The following is a 16,923-nucleotide window of genomic DNA, read 5'->3' on the forward strand; positions in this document are numbered from 1 at the left end:
ATTTCCCTTATTAAACTGAACGATGAATTTATTATTACTCATACTGCTTCCCTTGCTCACAGCTTTAGCTGTTTTGTTTATGCAGCATAAACAGCAAATAAGATGGGCTGCATTTATTGGCGCAGGCTTACAATTAGTCCTGGCTATCGGACTATATTCAGCTTACAGAACTGCCAGGCTTGGCGGACAAACGGCAGCATTTATTTTTGAGAAAAAATACAATTGGTTTCCCGACTGGAATATCAGCTTACATTTTGGAGTAGATGGTATTGCTGTTGCTATGATTTTACTCACATCTTTTGTTGTAGTGGCCGGCGTATTAGTATCATGGAATGTAGAAAAGATGACCAAGGAATTTTACTTCCTGCTGATCTTATTAAGCTTTGGTGCGTATGGATTTTTTATTTCATTAGACCTTTTTATTCTTTTCTTCTTTTTAGAAATTGCAGTAATACCAAAATATCTACTGATTGGTGTTTGGGGAAGTGGTAAAAAAGAATACGCTGCTAATAAACTGGCACTGATGTTAATGGGAGGTTCTGCATTAGTATTGATTGGTTTGTTAGGCATGTATTACGGGGGTGCCGGAAAAACTTTTGACCTGCTGCAATTATCAAATGTTCATATTCCTTTAGCAACGCAAAAAATTTGTTTCCCATTATTGTTTGTTGGCTTTGGTGTGTTTACTGCATTATTTCCTTTTCATACCTGGGTACCGGATGGTCACTCCTCTGCTCCTACAGCAGGGTCAATGTTTTTGGCAGGTATCTCCATGAAATTAGGCGGCTATGGTTGTTTACGAGTGGCCACATACATTATGCCCGAAGGCGCAAAAGAATATGCAAACATAATAATCGTACTTTCTTCCATTGCTATTTTATATGGTGCCTTTGCTACTATGATGCAGAAGGATCTGAAATACATTAACGCTTATTCATCAGTAAGCCATTGCGGATTTGTTTTATTAGGTATTGGTATGTTGACTAAAACTGCTATCACCGGATCGGTAATGCAAATGGTAAGTCATGGTTTGATGACAGCACTTTTCTTCGCAGTCATTGGCATGATCTACGAACGCACACATACAAGACAAGTGAATGAAATGGGAGGTTTATTAAAAGTAATGCCCTTTATTTCAACGGTATTATTTATTGTGGGATTGTGCTCATTAGGCTTACCCGGATTGAGTGGATTTGTTGCAGAGATGACCGTGTTTGTTGGCTCATGGGAAAATGCAGATGCATTCCATCGCATTGCTACTATTGCTGCCTGTATGAGTATTGTGGTAACGGCAGTGTATATTTTACGGGCAGTGGGGCAAACAGCGATGGGGCCTTTGAAAGCAGGCTATGCTAATTTAACAGATGCTAAATGGAATGAAAAACTGGCGGCAATTATTTTGATCGTAGGTATACTGGCCATTGGTATTGCGCCATTCTGGTTAAATGATCTGATTAAACCCGGAGCGGAAATAATTATGCAAAAGATACAGGCTGTACGCTGAAATTATATTTCGGCTTAATGCAAGTCGAAAAAAAATTTCGACATACTTAAAAACCGGAATACCATTCCGGTGTACGCTGTACTAAAACAAAAAGGAATGAGTGAATTTATTACGATAATGAAAAGTGAACTGATACTGGCTGGTATCATCTTCCTGTTGCTTTTCATTAAATTGAGCAAGGGTATAAAAAATGAAACCTTGCTGGGTATCATCCAGCTGCTGTTGCTGGTAAATTTTATTGCTGGATTTTTTATGAATTTTGAAGCCGGCATGTTTGATAATATGTACCAGACAAGCCCCATGATCGCTTTTCAAAAAAGTATTTTAAACCTCGGTGTTTATTTAATTTCATTATTGTTTGCAGACTGGTTTAATAAAACAGAACACCTGGCGGAATTTTTTATATTGATGTTATCTGCATTGCTCGGTATGTTCCTGTTATTATCCAGTGGTAATTTTTTAATGTTCTATTTATCTCTGGAATTAGCTACAATTCCGGTAGCTGCCCTCGCTAATTTCGACTTACAGAAGAAAATATCTTCGGAGGCGGCTATGAAAATGATATTGTCTTCAGCCTTTTCTTCGGGAATTTTATTGTTTGGCATTTCTATCTTATATGGCGTTACCGGAACAATAAGTTTTGCAGAACTACCTGCATTGCTTAATGGCAGTACTATACAAATATTAGCTTTAGTATTTTTATTCAGCGCATTTGCCTTCAAGCTTTCTATTGTTCCCTTTCATTTATGGACGGCTGATGTGTATGAAGGCTCGCCATTTGCAGTGACGTCATTTCTTTCGGTAATTTCCAAAGGTGCTATTGCATTTGTGTTTATATCCACTTTGTATAAAGTATTTCAACCCATGCATGCGGTGTGGTACAATATGCTGATGGTATTATCCATTATCACCATGATCATCGGTAACCTGTTTGCATTACGGCAACAGAATATCAAACGCTTCCTGGCATTTTCGTCTATTGCACAAGTGGGTTTTATTTTAGTGGGTATCAGCAGTAATGCTGCAGAAGGTACTTCTTCCGTAGTATATTTTGTATTGATCTATGTATTTTCTAACCTTGCAGCGTTTGGTGTTGCGGCAACTATTGCATCACATTCAGGCAAAGAAAGAATTGAGGACTATAAAGGTTTATATCAAACCAATCCGTTTTTAAGCTGGGTATTAGCATTGGCATTATTTTCATTGGCAGGTATTCCGCCCACTGCAGGTTTTTTTGGCAAACTGTTCTTATTAACTGCAGGTGCATCACAGGCCAATTATGCTTTTATTACTATTGCTGCTTTAAACATGATCGTCTCTTTATATTATTATCTTAGGGTGATAAGATCTGTGTTCATGGATAAAAATGAAAACCCGGTTTCTAAAGCAACTATTAATCCTTACACAAAATTTGGTTTGATCATTTGCGGAGCAGGTATTGTGTTAACCGGTTTGCTGAGCTGGGTGTATGATTATATTGTATCGTTGCTATAAAAATAATTTTTTCGAAATAATAATTTCAAAGTACAAAATGGCCATCAATAAAAATCATGAGTTTGAAGAATTAGACGGTGTTAAATGCGGCATCGTTGAAAAGAATGTTGCACAGGCAAGGGTACAGTTCCTGAAAAATTTATTAGAGTATAATGGCTTCACTGTAATGGTTGTTGCTTCTCCCCCAGCTAAAGCTGCAGCAGCGCCTGTACCTAAAGCAGAAGAGGGATCAGCAACCGCGGTGCCTGTTGTACTACCGCCTGCACCTGAAACATTTACTGTTGGCGTTACCGATTATACTTTCAATCCTGTGAATGCTATTTTTGGAAGATCGTTAAAAACAAAAGACGGCCATGTGGTTACATTGGCTTACTGGCATCAGAAAGAAGCTGTATCTCAGGATGAGATACCTTATTATGAAGATAGCAACAGTTAATTAATTATATTTAAACAGTAAAACACTGTTCAAAATATACCCGGATGAAAAAAAGTCTTTCTGTAGTAATTTTTTTTCTTTTCACATTTGTAGTTGTTCATGCACAGGACTATCCTGATTTTGGAACACCTTCCAAAGAAGACCTGGAACTTAAAGACTGTCCTTTTGATAAAGGCACTGCATCAGTTGTTTTAATTCATGAAGCATTTTCTTATTCAGAAGATGGCATGCAACTGATCACCACACATCACATAAGAATAAAAATTTTAAAACAAGCTGGCGTTACGGCAGCCAATATCTCTATACCATTTTACCGGGAAGATTATTTTGAAAGGATCATTAACCTGGAAGCAATGACGATCAACACTGCTACCGACGGAACGCTAACCAGGCAAAAGGTTGAGAAAAAATCTATTTATACAACAAAAATAAACGACCAGTTTGGAGAGATCACTTTTGCCTTTCCATCAGTAAAGGAAGGCAGTATTATAGAGTACCAGTATGAAAGTATCATGAAGAATTACAGGGGCTTGAGGGATTGGTATTTCCAGGATGAGATGCCTGTAATGATCAGCAGGTATCACCTTAAAATGTTAAACGATAAACAATTCTCCTACCGGCTCAGAAAAAAATCTAACCTGGAAGCTACTGTATTGGAAGAACCCGGGAAGGTATTTTTTGAAATGATGAATGTACCTGCTTTGAAGGATGAACCATTTATGGATGCAAGAATTGACAACATACAACGGGTAAGTTTTCAAATCAATAACTTTTATTCCCGCTGGGGATCCACCAGCAATTCCGCCCCGCTTTTATCCTGGAACAAATTGTATGAGTACTTGTTGAACAAACAAAGTTTCTGGCAGCAACTAAAAGACACTATTTCCGGCACTACTGATTTTATTGCTCAAACCAGGTTGCTTTCTTCGCCTGAACAAAGAATGATTGCTGTTTATGATTACGTGAGAAAAAATATGCACTGGAACAATTATAACAGTAAAACATCAGTAACAGGCGTAAACCAGGCCTGGCAAAATCATGAAGGTACAAGCGGTGATATCAATCTTCTTCTTATTAATCTTTTAAAAAAAGTTGATGTAAGTGCATATCCAATTCTTGTTAGTGAACGATCGCACGGTAAAGTGGATACAGCTTATCCTTATCTTGATCAGTTTAATTCGGTATTTGCAATTGTGCTTATAGCTAGAAAGAAATATTTTTTAAATGCTGCCGATAAATATACACCGGCATATATCACCCCGGTAAGTATCTTGAATACCCTTGCATTTATGGAAACGGATAATGCCGGCGGATTAATAAATGTTACCAACGACTCAATACAATATAAGGAAGGGATTTACCTGGATATGAAAATTACTGAAGGCGGCCAGTTAAAGGGTAATGCGTTAATTAAAAGCCAGGGCTATGCAAGAATTGAAAAAAAACGGGCCTATGAAAAAGACAAAGAAGAGTTTAAAGTTCCTTTACAGCAATATAAAGGTGTTCCCGTTACGCTGGATAATTTTGAAGTAAAAAATATTGACAATGATTCTTTAAGCCTGGAACAAAGATTTAATTTTTCTATTGCTTTAACGGCAACGGGCAATTATACATTTATTCCCTTAAACCTTTTTTCGGCATGGGATAAAAATCCGTTTGTAAGCGATATCCGTTTTTCAAATATTAATTTAGGGTATAACAAAACTATTATTCTGAATACTTCTATTGAATTGCCTCCTGATTATTCCCTTGATGAAATGCCTGTACAGGTAGGTTCGGCTTTATCTGAAAAAGATATTATTTTCTCCAGGCAGATTTCGTACAATAAGGAAAACAATACTATTTATACCAACATTAAGATAGAATTTAATAAAAGCTATTACGAAGCAGATTTTTATCCAATACTAAAAGAGTCGTTTAAAAAACTATTTAGTTTTTTAAATGAACAATTGGTGATCAGGAAAAAATAAGGCATACAAATTATTGTAGTAAATAATTCTGTACCAGGAATACCGCAATACCCACTGCAAACGCAATCAATGCCAGCCAGCTTATTTTTTTCAGGTACCACATAAAATTGATCTGCTCAATACCCATTACTGCAACACCTGCTGCGGAGCCAATGATGATAGCACTTCCACCACTGCCGGTTGTAAATGCTAAAAATTGCCAGAAATGATGATCTGCAGGATAAGCAGACAAATCGTACATCCCTTGCGAAGCGGCCACTAAAGGCACATTATCTACAACAGAAGAAAGCAAACCCAATACAGTACCAATAATATAATCGTTTTTAAAAGTAGTATTCAATGTAGTTGCCAGTGAGCTTAGTATCCCGGTTGATTGCAGCGCAGCAACAGCTAATAAAATTCCAAGAAAAAATAAAATGCTCGGCGAGTCTATTTTTTGTAATGCGCTGCTTACCATAAATTTTTGTGTGTCGGCTGTTTTATTTTTATGAATAAAAGTAGTGATCACCCACATTAAACCCAAAGCCAGCAGCATGCCCATGAAAGGAGGTAAATGAGTAATTGTTTTAAACAAAGGAACAAAAAGCAAAAAACCAATTCCAGAGATCAAAATTATTTTGCCTTCTTTTTTTTCAATGGCGGAACTTTCTGCAATGGCTGAATATTCCATCTTTTCTCCCTTAAATTTTTTTGCTACAATCAGTACCGGAATGATGCTTGCTAATATACACGGCAATAGCAGCATAGTGATAATCTTTAGTGCTGTAATTTGTCCGCCAATCCATAACATGGTGGTGGTTACATCACCCAATGGTGACCAGGCACCACCTAAGTTTGAAGTGATGATGATGATTCCTGCAAACCAAAGCCGGTCTTCTTTATCATTTAATAATTTAGCACAAAGCGATACCATTACAATGGCGGTGGTTAAATTGTCCAACAAAGAGGAAAGAAAAAAAGTAATGGCAGCAATGATGAATAATAATTTGCTTTTACTTTTTGCATTGATCTTCCTGGTGATAACATCAAAGCCATTATGAGAATCGATAAGTTCCACGATGGTCATAGCACCTAAAAGAAAAAATAAAATGGAAGCGATCTCTCCAAAACTATGCACTAACCCTTCACTGACTGTGTGTACATCATTACTCTGAAGAATATACACCGTCCAGCAAAGTACGCCGGTGATCAATGCAGATGCAGCTTTATTAACTTTTAAAACATGTTCAAAAGCGATGGCAATATATCCTGTAATAAAAATGAAAATAATTAATGCGGTAGTCATACTAATAACTAAGTTATGACTTAAATTTTACTCCTGGGGGTAAGCAGTAAAATGTCTTTACTGTTGCAAAAAAATAGGGGGTGCTGCTGGCACCCCCTCCGCTGTTTAAAACCAACAATGAAAACCGCCCTTTATAAGAAGACTCTTTATTTAATGCTGTATTCTCTCTTCTCTTTTGTTAATGTACTGTCCAGGTAATTTTGTATTCCCGTAAGTTGTTTCTTTGTCTGCAATTGCAACATATGCAAAGAATCATTTTTCAGTATCAGTAACTCTTTCGTTCTAATTAAATTTTTATTAAACTGCACAGTGAACAATAATGAAATGCCCAGGAAAAGTACAGTGACTAACAAACCCGAATAGATTAAGAACCTTCTCATAATCTAATTTCTATAAAGATAGAATGCCGGTATTAAAACCCCATTAAAACGGCGTTAAAATACATTAATTGGCAGCTGATATATTGGGAAGGGAAACAGTAAAGACAGTACCTGTTTGAGCGCCCGATTCTACCTGTATAGTGCCTTTATGCAACGAAAGTATTCCTTTAGTTAAAGTAAGCCCCAGGCCAAAGCCAGGTTTGCCCTGCGCCGAACCGGCACGGAAGAAAGGCTGGAAAATATTTTGCAGATCAGCTTCTGCGATAATATCACCGTGGTTAATTACTTTTATTATTATCTCGTTGCTATTAAATGCAGCAAAGACTTCTGTATTATTTTCTGCTGCGTATTTGCATCCGTTCTCAATAAGATTTTTGAGTGCGCTGTATAAGAGGTTGGCGTTACCAAAAACAGTCAGCAATTTTTCCTCTTCGGAATATACAGGAAAATTAAGCACTGCCTTGTATTCCTTGTTTTGTTTTTGAATATCAGAAACTACTTTAAACAATATTTCATCTACACGAACTTCTGCCAGGTCAATAGAACCATGCGATCCTGCTTTAGCAATATCCAGTAAGGTTTGTGTAAGCAATTGCAGTTCCCTGATATCATCATACACACTGGCTATTACTTCCTGGTATTCTTCCTGCGTCCTGGTTTTTTGCATGGCCACTTCCAGCTGGCTGGAAACTGAAGTTAATGGTGTTGATAGTTCATGCGATGCATTAGAAATAAACCTGCGCTGAATGGCAAAAGAATCCTGTAAACGATCCAGCAGGTTATTAAAAGTTTCGGCAAGTGTGGTAAGTTCATCTTTTTCTTTATCCAGCTTAATACGCTGCGAAAGATTTTTAGATGTAATAAGATTTACTTCCCCGGTAATTCTCTTTATAGGAGATATAAGCCTTTTTGCAAAAATAATTCCGGCAAGAAATGATAATACCACAGCAAGTAAAAGTGCGATCAGTAATATTCTTTTTAATTCAAAAAGATATTCCTTTCCATCTTTGTCGTATGCGGCAAATGCTACAATAAAGTTGCTGTTATTATCTGTATGGTGTATGGCAACAGCTTTTTTATTTTTATACTCGAAAAAATATTGCCCGTTAATTTTTGTTCTTTCTAAAACCTGTTTATCAAGAAATATGGAGTCCCCTGTACTATCAGCATACATATAAGCATACTTATCATTATAGGCGGTTATTGAAACGCTTTTATCATAAAAAGCACTCACACCCCCGGCATCCAGTCTGCGCAATACAGAAAATGCTGAATCACTTTTATCTGCAAAAATTCCGGCAGTATACAAGGCTCTTTTTTTAAGGCGGCTGTCAAAAAGATCCTGCCGTTCCTGTACTGTAAAAAAATACACAGCAATACTTACCAACGCCAATATAAGTGTAACCAGTACGGAAAATAAAAAAGCTATCTTGTATCTAATACTCATGCAGGTTATTTCTCTTTCATAATATAGCCCATACCAACTTGTGTATGAATAAGCTTTGGCTCAAAATCCTTATCTATTTTTTTTCTTAAAAAATTTACATACACATCTATTACGTTTGTACGGGTATCAAAATCAAGATCCCATACTTTTTCAGCAATATCAACCCTTGATACCAACCTGTTTCGGTTACGCATAAAATATTCCAGCAACTGAAATTCTTTTGCTGTAAGATTGATGTGGATACCATCACGGGTTACTTCTTTGCTATCAACATTTAATTCAAGGTCGGCCACCTTTAATACATTGCCTGCCGGCAATTGCTGGTTCATGGTGCGTTTTAATAAGGCCCTGATACGCACCAGCAATTCTTTAAATTCAAAAGGCTTTACAAGATAGTCATCGGCACCGGCATCAAAGCCTTCAATTTTATCATCAGTAGTGCTTAGGGCTGTCAGCATCATTATAGGAATGTGCTGGTTACGGTTACGGATCATTTTTGCCAGGTCGTATCCGTTGATGCCCGGCAGGTTGATATCTGTTATTACAAGGTTGAAGCTGCTGGCTTCAAAAAGCCGCAAACCTATATTACCATCATAGGCTTTTTCCACATGATAATCTAACTCACTTAATCCTTTAGAAAGTGTATCAGCAATCTTTTTTTCATCCTCAATCAGTAATATCTTTATGTCTTCCATTACATAAAGTTATTTTATTCCCTGCTTACAGCAGGATTAAAATGAGATTAAAAAGGATATAAGGCTATTTAGCCCATTCTACAGCAGCTTTTTGCAGTTGCATGGCATTACTACCGATCATAATCTGGAAATCTCCCGCTTCCCAATCGTATTTCAGCTCATTATTGTAAAATTTCAGGTCGTTGGTACTTATTATAAATTTCACTTCTTTACTGGCACCTTTTTGTAAAAATATTTTTTGAAAGCCTTTTAATTCTTTCACGGGCCTTACTACCGAACCAAACATATCACGAATGTATAATTGCACCACTTCTTCTCCATCATAATTCCCTGCATTGGTTACTATTACTGAAGCCTCCAGTTTATCAGTTGCGGTAAGTTTTGTTTTGCTCAGTTTTATTGTACTATAATCAAATTTTGTAAAGCTTAATCCATAACCAAATGCAAATCTGGGGCTGTTGACTAAATCGGTATATGCCGAAACATAATTTACATCACTATCATTTTTTGCGGGGCGCCCGGTGTTGTAATGATTGTAATAAACGGGCACCTGCCCTTCTGTTCTTGGAAAACTGATCGGCAATCTTCCGGAAGGATTATAATCACCAAACAATACATCTGCAATAGCATTGCCAGCTTGCGTGCCCAGCCACCAGGTATATACAATTGCAGGCACATTATCTGCCGTCCAGTTAAATACCAATGGCCTTCCTGCACTGATCAATACAACAACTGGTTTTCCTGTTGCCATAATCGCTTTGATGAGATCTTCCTGCACACCTGGCAAATGTAAATTGCTCCTGCTCTTTGCTTCGCCTGTCATATCAGGTGCCTCACCAACACTTAGCACTACTACATCTGCTTGTTTTGCAACAGCAATGGCTTCATCAAATCCATCTTTATTATTATCGTTGATATTACAGCCTTTTGCATAAAGCAAATTGGAAGTATTGTTTAATTTATTTTGTACCCCATTCCAAAGGGTAACAATTCTTGCAGTATCATCAGGCCAGCTATAGCTCCAAAAGCCAAGGTTATCTCTCACAGCTTTTACTAAAGGCCCGATCATTGCAATATTTTTGGTTTGTTTTGATAAGGGCAATAACTGATGTTCGTTCTTTAAAAGAACAATACTTTTCTTAGCTATTTCCCTGGAGAAACTGATATTATCTGCATTATTCCATTGTTGTTTTTCTCTTTCTTCATTACAGAATTTATAGGGGTCACTGAATAAACCCATTTCAAATTTCTTTTTTAAAATTCTTTTTACGGCCTCATCAATCACTGCGGTTTTTACTTTGCCTTCTTTAACGAGTGTATTTAAATTTTTAATGTAGCTCCTGCTTTCCATATCCATATCGCTGCCGGCGTTTGCGGCAAGCATGGCAGCTTCATAATTATTTTTTGCATAACCATGATTAATCATCTCTCCCACACTTCCCCAATCACTTACTACGAAACCTTTAAAATTCCACTGGCCTTTTAAAATATCCCGTTGCAATAATTTATTTGCTGTTGCAGGAATACCGTTAAGGTCATTGAAAGAATTCATGAACGTTGCTGCACCAGCATCGGCTGCTGCTTTAAAAGGAGGCAGGTACACTTCATATAATTGTCTCAAACTCATATCCACTGAATTATAGTCTCTGCCACCAACGGCAGCCCCATAAGCTGCAAAATGTTTGGCACAAGCCATTACTGCATCAGTATTCCCTAATCCTTTTCCCTGGAAACCTTTTACTCTTGCCGTAGCAATTAAACTACCCAGGTATGTATCTTCACCTGCGCCTTCCATCACTCTGCCCCAGCGTGGGTCACGGGCTATATCCACCATGGGCGCAAACGTCCAGTGAACACCTGCAGCAGCAGCTTCTGTTGCGGCGATCCTTGCGCTTTTTTCAATAGCCTGTAAGTCCCAACTTGCCGCTTCGGCTAATGGTAATGGAAAGGTAGTTCTGTAGCCGTGAATAACATCCTGGCCAAATAATAATGGGATTTTTAATCTTGATTGCATGGCAATTTCCTGTAAGGTTCTTGTATGATCAACCCCTGTCACATTCAGCATCGAACCAATTTTTCCTTCCCTGATCTGTGTTTGCTTATCGCCATCTTTTGTGATAGGGCCTGTTGCCTGCCAATCGCCATTGTATTGATTCATCTGGCCGATCTTTTCATCCAGTGTCATCAGTTTTAAAACAGAATCTACTTTTTGATCGATTGATTTTGTTTGCGCCGTACAAAAAATAACCTGTGCCGTAATAAAAAATAACAGGCACAGGTTTTTAAAAAAATATCTTTTCATAATTATTATTTATTCCAGTTGATAGCTGCCGTTTTTACATCACGTGAATTGCCACCGATCATAATGTCAAATGTACCCGCTTCCCAATCATATTTTAGATCGGCATTGTAAAATTTCAGGTCTTCAGTAGTGATATTGAAAGTTATAGTTTTTGTTTCACCAGCTTTCAATTCAATTTTCTCAAAACCTTTTAATTCTTTTACCGGCCTGGTAATGCTGCCTACAACATCACGAATGTATAATTGTACGGTTTCTTTACCATCATACTTTCCATTATTGGTAACCATAACGCTTGCTGTTAATGTTTGATTGCCTTTTAATGAACTGCTGCTCAATTTTACATCGCTGTAATTAAAACTGCTATAACTCAAACCGTAACCAAAAGGATAAACAGGATCATTGCTTACATCTAAATAATTACTCCTGAATTTTTGAAACCACTGCCCTTCTAACGGACGGCCGGTGTTTTTATGATTATAATAAATTGGTACCTGCCCAACATTTTGCGGAAAGGTAGTACTCAGTTTTCCTGAAGGATTTACATCACCAAATAATACATCAGCAATAGCATAACCGGCTTCGCTACCACCAAACCACACATTTAAAATGGCAGGTACATTTTCATTTTCCCATTTTAATGCCAATGGCCTTCCGGTAAATAATACCAGTACTACCGGTTTACCGGTTTTCAACAATGCTTTCAGCAGATCTTTTTGTGCTTCAGGAATTTCTATATTGCTGCGGCTGCTGCACTCACCACTCATTTCTGCAGATTCGCCTAATGCTGCAACAATCACGTCGGATTGATTGGCAATGTTAACTGCTTCCTGTATAATATCCGCAGCAGGACGATTATCTCTTCCCAATGTTTTGCCAAACATGCCGGCACGTTCTTCAAATGCTGCATCATAATCAAGATTAGAGCCTTTGGCATATACTATCTTTGCTTTATCACCCACTACTTCTTTCAACCCTGTTAATACAGAAGTAGCTTTTGAAAAATTAGCGGCTACGCTCCAGGTGCCCGGCATATTTTCTTTGTTATCTGCCAATGGGCCAATCAATGCAATGGTTCCGCTTTTCTTTAATGGCAAAACATTATTGGCATTTTTCAGTAACACAAAACTTTGTGCTGCAATGGCCCTTGCTTCTTTACGGCTTGCGGTGGTAAAAATTTCTGTCTTTGCTCTTTGTGCATCGCAATAACGGTAAGGGTCTTCAAACAATCCTAACTTATATTTTGCCTCTAAAATTCTTCTGCAGGCAGCATCAATTTGCGCTAATGTTACCTTGCCTTCTTTTAAAGATTTTTGCGTGGTGTTTAATAAAGCTTCAGAAACCATATCCATATCAATGCCCGCCATTAATGATCTTGCGGCAACAGTTTGTGTATCGCCAATGCCATGCAACACCATTTCTGTAATGCCTGTATAATCCGTTACCACAAAACCTTTAAAGCCCCATTGTTTTCTCAATACATCAGTCATTAAAAATTTACTGGCTGTTGCTGGTACACCATCCACTTCGTTGAATGATGCCATGATACTTCCTGCACCAGCATCTACAGCAGCTTTGTACGGCGGTAGGTATTCATTGTACATTCTTAGTTTGCTCATATCTGTGGTATTGTAATCCCTGCCGGCTTCTGCTGCACCATACATGGCGTAATGTTTTACACAACTCATGATGGTATTATTTTTCGACAGGTCATTACCCTGGTAACCTTTTACCATTGCTTTGGCAATTTGTCCGCCGAGATAGGCATCTTCACCATTACCTTCTGCAATGCGTCCCCAGCGTGGGTCACGGGCAATATCCACCATGGGAGAAAATGTCCAGTTGATACCATCTGCACTGGCTTCCTGTGCTGCAATTTGTGCACTGCGTTCTATGGCTTTCATATCCCATGTGCATGACAAACCTAACGGTATGGGAAACACTGTTTCATAACCGTGTATCACATCCATACCAAAGATCATCGGGATTTTTAAGCGGCTTTCTTCTACTGCAACTTTTTGTACTGCACGGATCTTTTCCACCGATTTGATATTGAACAGGCCGCCTACTTTTCCTTCTTTAATTTTTTTACCAATGTCAGAATTGCCTGCCTGCCCGGTAACAATATCTCCTGAACCGGGTAAATTTAATTGCCCGATTTTTTCTCCTAAAGTCATTTTCTTCATCAGGGCATCAATGAAGGTTTTCATTTTTACATCATTGGATGTTTGTGCGCCTGCACTTAATACTATCACTACCAATAATGCTGTAAGTAACTGTTTCATGTAAGAATCGTTTTTATTTCTTTAAATATGGTTCGAGTATTTTTTGCCAGATGGCATAGCCTTTGGCATTCATGTGTAATCTGTCTTCTATAAAAATATCAGCGATCGGTTTGCCTTCTGCATCCAGCATGGCTTTCCACACGCTCACAAAACGGGTATTCTTTTTTTTCTTCAAATATTTTTTGATGCGCTTGTTGGCATCCATCATCCGGTCTTTCATCTGCCAGCGTGATGGGCAGGGCTTTAATGAAATAAATACAATTGAAGTGGTGGGAAATTGCTGCCGTATATCAGTGTATAATTTCTTAAACCTTTCCAGAACAATTTTTCCGGAGACTGTATCGGATGAAGCCACATCATTCTCCCCGCAATAAATTACAATTTGTTTGGGCTGGTAAGGAAAGATGATATCTTTTTCATAACGTATCACATCGTTTAACACAGAACCGCCAAAACCCCTGTTTATAATTGGGTAACCAGGGAAATAATTTTGTACATCTTTCCATTTGGTGAAAGAAGAACTGCCTACAAAAAGTATGGCATTTTTTGGAGGGAATGCAATAGAATCTTGTTTTTTAAATGCGGCGATATCATTGGCAAATGGCTGGGCATTGGCGCTGTTAGCCAACTGTAATAAAAAAAATACAGCCAGTGAAATTTTTAAAATTTTCTTCCCCATTATAGCTTTCATTTATAAATTTTAATCCTCGTTTTAATAGCCCTGAAAGGGCATCATCTCTCAACATGGGGCGGCGTCCCATGTTTGAATCATCCCGGAAAAAGCCAGCCCTGAAAGGGCAACATACCTAACCATGGGGCAAAGCCCTATGACTTTATTAATTTATCAATCCCACACATACCGTTCATCATACTCTACATTATACTTTTTTAAGAAGCCCCTGAATTCATCCTGGAAAGTTTTTTTCTGATGATGGGCATGTTGATTTTCAATATACCTTATCACTACTTCTAACTCCGATGAATTAACTGAAAATGCACCGTAACCATTTTGCCAGTAAAAATTTTCATATGCCTCACCTTTTGTCTTTATCCATTTTGAAGAACGCTTTTTTACTTCTTCCAGCAGATCCATCAAAGCTACTTTTTTAGACAGGAAGCAAAGTATATGCACGTGATCGGTATAACCTCCTACTTTAATTGACTGACATTCCATTGCATTACATACAGCTCCAAGGTAAGCATGTAATTCTGCTTCTATAGCCGGATCTATTAGCGGCTGCCTGTACTTTGTACTAAAAGTGATATGTGTACTTAATCTTACTAATGACTGACCCATGTTAAGGTATTAGGCCCTTTCAGGGCTGATTATGTTTTTTCTTTCTCTCAGCGCTTCGCACTGAGTTGAAAGATGGCGCCCTTTCAGGGCTGTTTATTCTGCTTTCACAGTTTTTAATTTTTCACTTACCCCATTCTCATTGATCGCTTCTATGGTAAAATAATAAGGTTTTTCCAGGTCCATTCCTTTAAACCAGTATTCATTATTATCCATCACCATAATGCAACTATACAATTTATCCGGCGCAGTGCCATAATAAATATTGTAGGCAAAAGCATTTTGCACCGGGCTCCATTTTATCCAGGCACTGCGTTTATCTTTTTCGGTACGTAATACAATAAATTGCTTTGGTGCATCGGGCTTTGTGCCGTTGCCATTACCAAATACACGCAAACCACTGATGGCAAATTTACCAGTGGGCATATGAACATTTTCCATTTTTATAAACCTTGCCTGTATCGGATTTTGCAATTCCACGTAATCGTGTGGTACATCAGTTTTATTGGCGCTTTTATCAATCAGCACAGTCCATTTTTTCCCGTCAACAGAATAGTACATCTTATATTGATGATAAATATTGCTTTGTTTACCCAGGAATTCAGCATCCTGGTCGGCATAATTAATTTGTACCGCATTTACGGTGGATACATTACCCAGGTCCGTTTGAATAAATTCTCCTGCATTCCCACTTGCAGCACTCCAGTAGGTTTTCAGGTCTTCGTCGTTGGCATTGTTGGCATGAAAGCCTCCTAAAGTAGAAGAAACAGTAATTGGTTTTTTATAATTGAGTAAATACCAATTGGCAAATCCGCTACCATATTCATTTTTTACAGCAGAGGGTATATAATGCGGATAATCGCCAAAGGCAGTGTTGCACCACATCACATCATCTTTATCAAAACCGGCCGGCCATATACCTAACCTTCTTTCAAAATTATTTTTTACAGATAACATGATAGTACTGATGTGCCAGTAATTATTATTGTTATCAGTAAAAGTGCTGCCATGCCCGGCGCCTCTTGCAAAACCACCCAGCTTCATACTCAACGGATCTGATTGGTTGTCGAAAAACCCTAATGGTTCTTTACTTACAGCAACACCATCTGCATAACCGCTGAATTCTGTTCCCGGTGCGCCATATTGCAGGTAATATTTTCCATTGTGTTTTGTCATCCATGATCCTTCAATAAACGGATCTAAAAAAGTATTGTCCATGTGTTCACCAAAGCGTTGCCAGCCAAAGCGCCAGTCTTGCAATTTTATCATTTCTTTTCTTGTACCAATGGGCTTAAATGTTTTTCTGTTCAGCTCAATACCATACAAAGGATATTGGTTACTGCTGCCGTTGTACATGTATAATTTACCATCATCATCAGTAAAAAATGCAGGATCCCATCCTCCTATCTCAAATGAATCCACCAATGGTTTCCATTCATTGGCTTTAGGATTGGTACTCATCCATAAAGTAAACTTGCTGGTGTACGTAGAACCAAATACCAGCATCGTATCCCCAATTATTCCAACAGCAGGAGCACATAATTCATCATAGCCCTGGTTCCACGGCCGTAAAAATCTTTTGGAAATAAAATTCCAGTTCAGCATGTCCTTACTCCACCAATACCCCCATTGATTGGTGCTGAACAAATAATATTCGTTTTTGTAATTCACAATTACTGGGTCGGCTGTGGCCCGGTGTTTTCCCCATTCAGAAAAATTGGGAATGGGCGTATAACCATAGTCGATATTGATTGGATTGCAATAGGTTTTTTGTTGTGCATTGCCCGATAAAGCACTTGCAATAATGACAATTGTAAAAAATAGTGTCTTCATT

At 38.0% G+C, this 16,923-nt stretch carries 13 protein-coding genes; 4 read left to right on the forward strand and 9 right to left on the reverse strand.

The genetic code is table 11. The annotated features are described in order from the left end of the window. Positions 1 to 22: 22 nt before the first annotated feature. From ACQ334_RS13390 to ACQ334_RS13405, 4 genes are all read left to right on the forward strand, one after another. A complete protein-coding gene (locus ACQ334_RS13390; protein ID WP_430988735.1) occupies positions 23 to 1,504 on the forward strand; it encodes a complex I subunit 4 family protein in 1,482 nt (493 codons plus the stop codon). Positions 1,505 to 1,600: 96 nt separating this feature from the next. Next, positions 1,601 to 2,998, forward strand: a complete 1,398-nt coding sequence (locus ACQ334_RS13395; RefSeq protein ID WP_430988736.1) for an NADH-quinone oxidoreductase subunit N — start codon at positions 1,601 to 1,603, stop codon at positions 2,996 to 2,998. A gap of 37 nt (positions 2,999 to 3,035) precedes the next feature. Then, a complete protein-coding gene (locus ACQ334_RS13400) occupies positions 3,036 to 3,434 on the forward strand; it encodes a hypothetical protein (RefSeq protein ID WP_430988737.1) in 399 nt (132 codons plus the stop codon). A 44-nt stretch (positions 3,435 to 3,478) separates the two neighbouring features. After that, complete coding sequence (locus tag ACQ334_RS13405; protein ID WP_430988738.1) at positions 3,479 to 5,404, forward strand: DUF3857 domain-containing protein; 1,926 nt, start codon at positions 3,479 to 3,481, stop codon at positions 5,402 to 5,404. Positions 5,405 to 5,414: 10 nt separating this feature from the next. Here ACQ334_RS13405 and nhaD read toward each other — a convergent pair whose 3' ends face one another. The 9 genes from nhaD to ACQ334_RS13450 form a co-directional block, all read right to left on the reverse strand. Next, positions 5,415 to 6,689 carry a sodium:proton antiporter NhaD gene (nhaD, locus tag ACQ334_RS13410; protein WP_430988739.1) on the reverse strand — a complete coding sequence of 425 codons (1,275 nt, stop codon included), beginning with the start codon at positions 6,687 to 6,689 and terminating at the stop codon, positions 5,415 to 5,417. 146 nt (positions 6,690 to 6,835) lie between these two features. After that, positions 6,836 to 7,069: a hypothetical protein gene (locus tag ACQ334_RS13415; RefSeq protein ID WP_430988740.1), complete on the reverse strand. Its 234-nt coding sequence runs from the start codon at positions 7,067 to 7,069 to the stop codon at positions 6,836 to 6,838. Between the two features lie 64 nt (positions 7,070 to 7,133). Next, positions 7,134 to 8,516 carry a HAMP domain-containing sensor histidine kinase gene (locus tag ACQ334_RS13420; protein WP_430988741.1) on the reverse strand — a complete coding sequence of 461 codons (1,383 nt, stop codon included), beginning with the start codon at positions 8,514 to 8,516 and terminating at the stop codon, positions 7,134 to 7,136. A gap of 5 nt (positions 8,517 to 8,521) precedes the next feature. Next, complete coding sequence (locus ACQ334_RS13425; RefSeq protein WP_430988742.1) at positions 8,522 to 9,211, reverse strand: response regulator transcription factor; 690 nt, start codon at positions 9,209 to 9,211, stop codon at positions 8,522 to 8,524. Between the two features lie 64 nt (positions 9,212 to 9,275). Next, on the reverse strand, positions 9,276 to 11,513 hold the full coding sequence (gene bglX, locus ACQ334_RS13430) for a beta-glucosidase BglX (RefSeq protein WP_430988743.1): 2,238 nt from the start codon (positions 11,511 to 11,513) through the stop codon (positions 9,276 to 9,278). 5 nt (positions 11,514 to 11,518) lie between these two features. Further along, complete coding sequence (gene bglX, locus ACQ334_RS13435; protein ID WP_430988744.1) at positions 11,519 to 13,795, reverse strand: beta-glucosidase BglX; 2,277 nt, start codon at positions 13,793 to 13,795, stop codon at positions 11,519 to 11,521. A 13-nt stretch (positions 13,796 to 13,808) separates the two neighbouring features. Beyond that, positions 13,809 to 14,486 (reverse strand): GDSL-type esterase/lipase family protein, encoded by a 678-nt coding sequence (locus tag ACQ334_RS13440; RefSeq protein ID WP_430988745.1) that lies wholly within the window; start codon positions 14,484 to 14,486, stop codon positions 13,809 to 13,811. A 153-nt stretch (positions 14,487 to 14,639) separates the two neighbouring features. Next, on the reverse strand, positions 14,640 to 15,092 hold the full coding sequence (tnpA, locus tag ACQ334_RS13445; protein ID WP_430988746.1) for an IS200/IS605 family transposase: 453 nt from the start codon (positions 15,090 to 15,092) through the stop codon (positions 14,640 to 14,642). A 93-nt stretch (positions 15,093 to 15,185) separates the two neighbouring features. Further along, on the reverse strand, positions 15,186 to 16,922 hold the full coding sequence (locus tag ACQ334_RS13450) for a family 43 glycosylhydrolase (protein ID WP_430988747.1): 1,737 nt from the start codon (positions 16,920 to 16,922) through the stop codon (positions 15,186 to 15,188). Position 16,923: the final 1 nt, after the last annotated feature.

The organism is Ferruginibacter sp. SUN106 (assembly GCF_050611765.1).
In the GTDB taxonomy this organism is placed as follows: domain Bacteria; phylum Bacteroidota; class Bacteroidia; order Chitinophagales; family Chitinophagaceae; genus Ferruginibacter.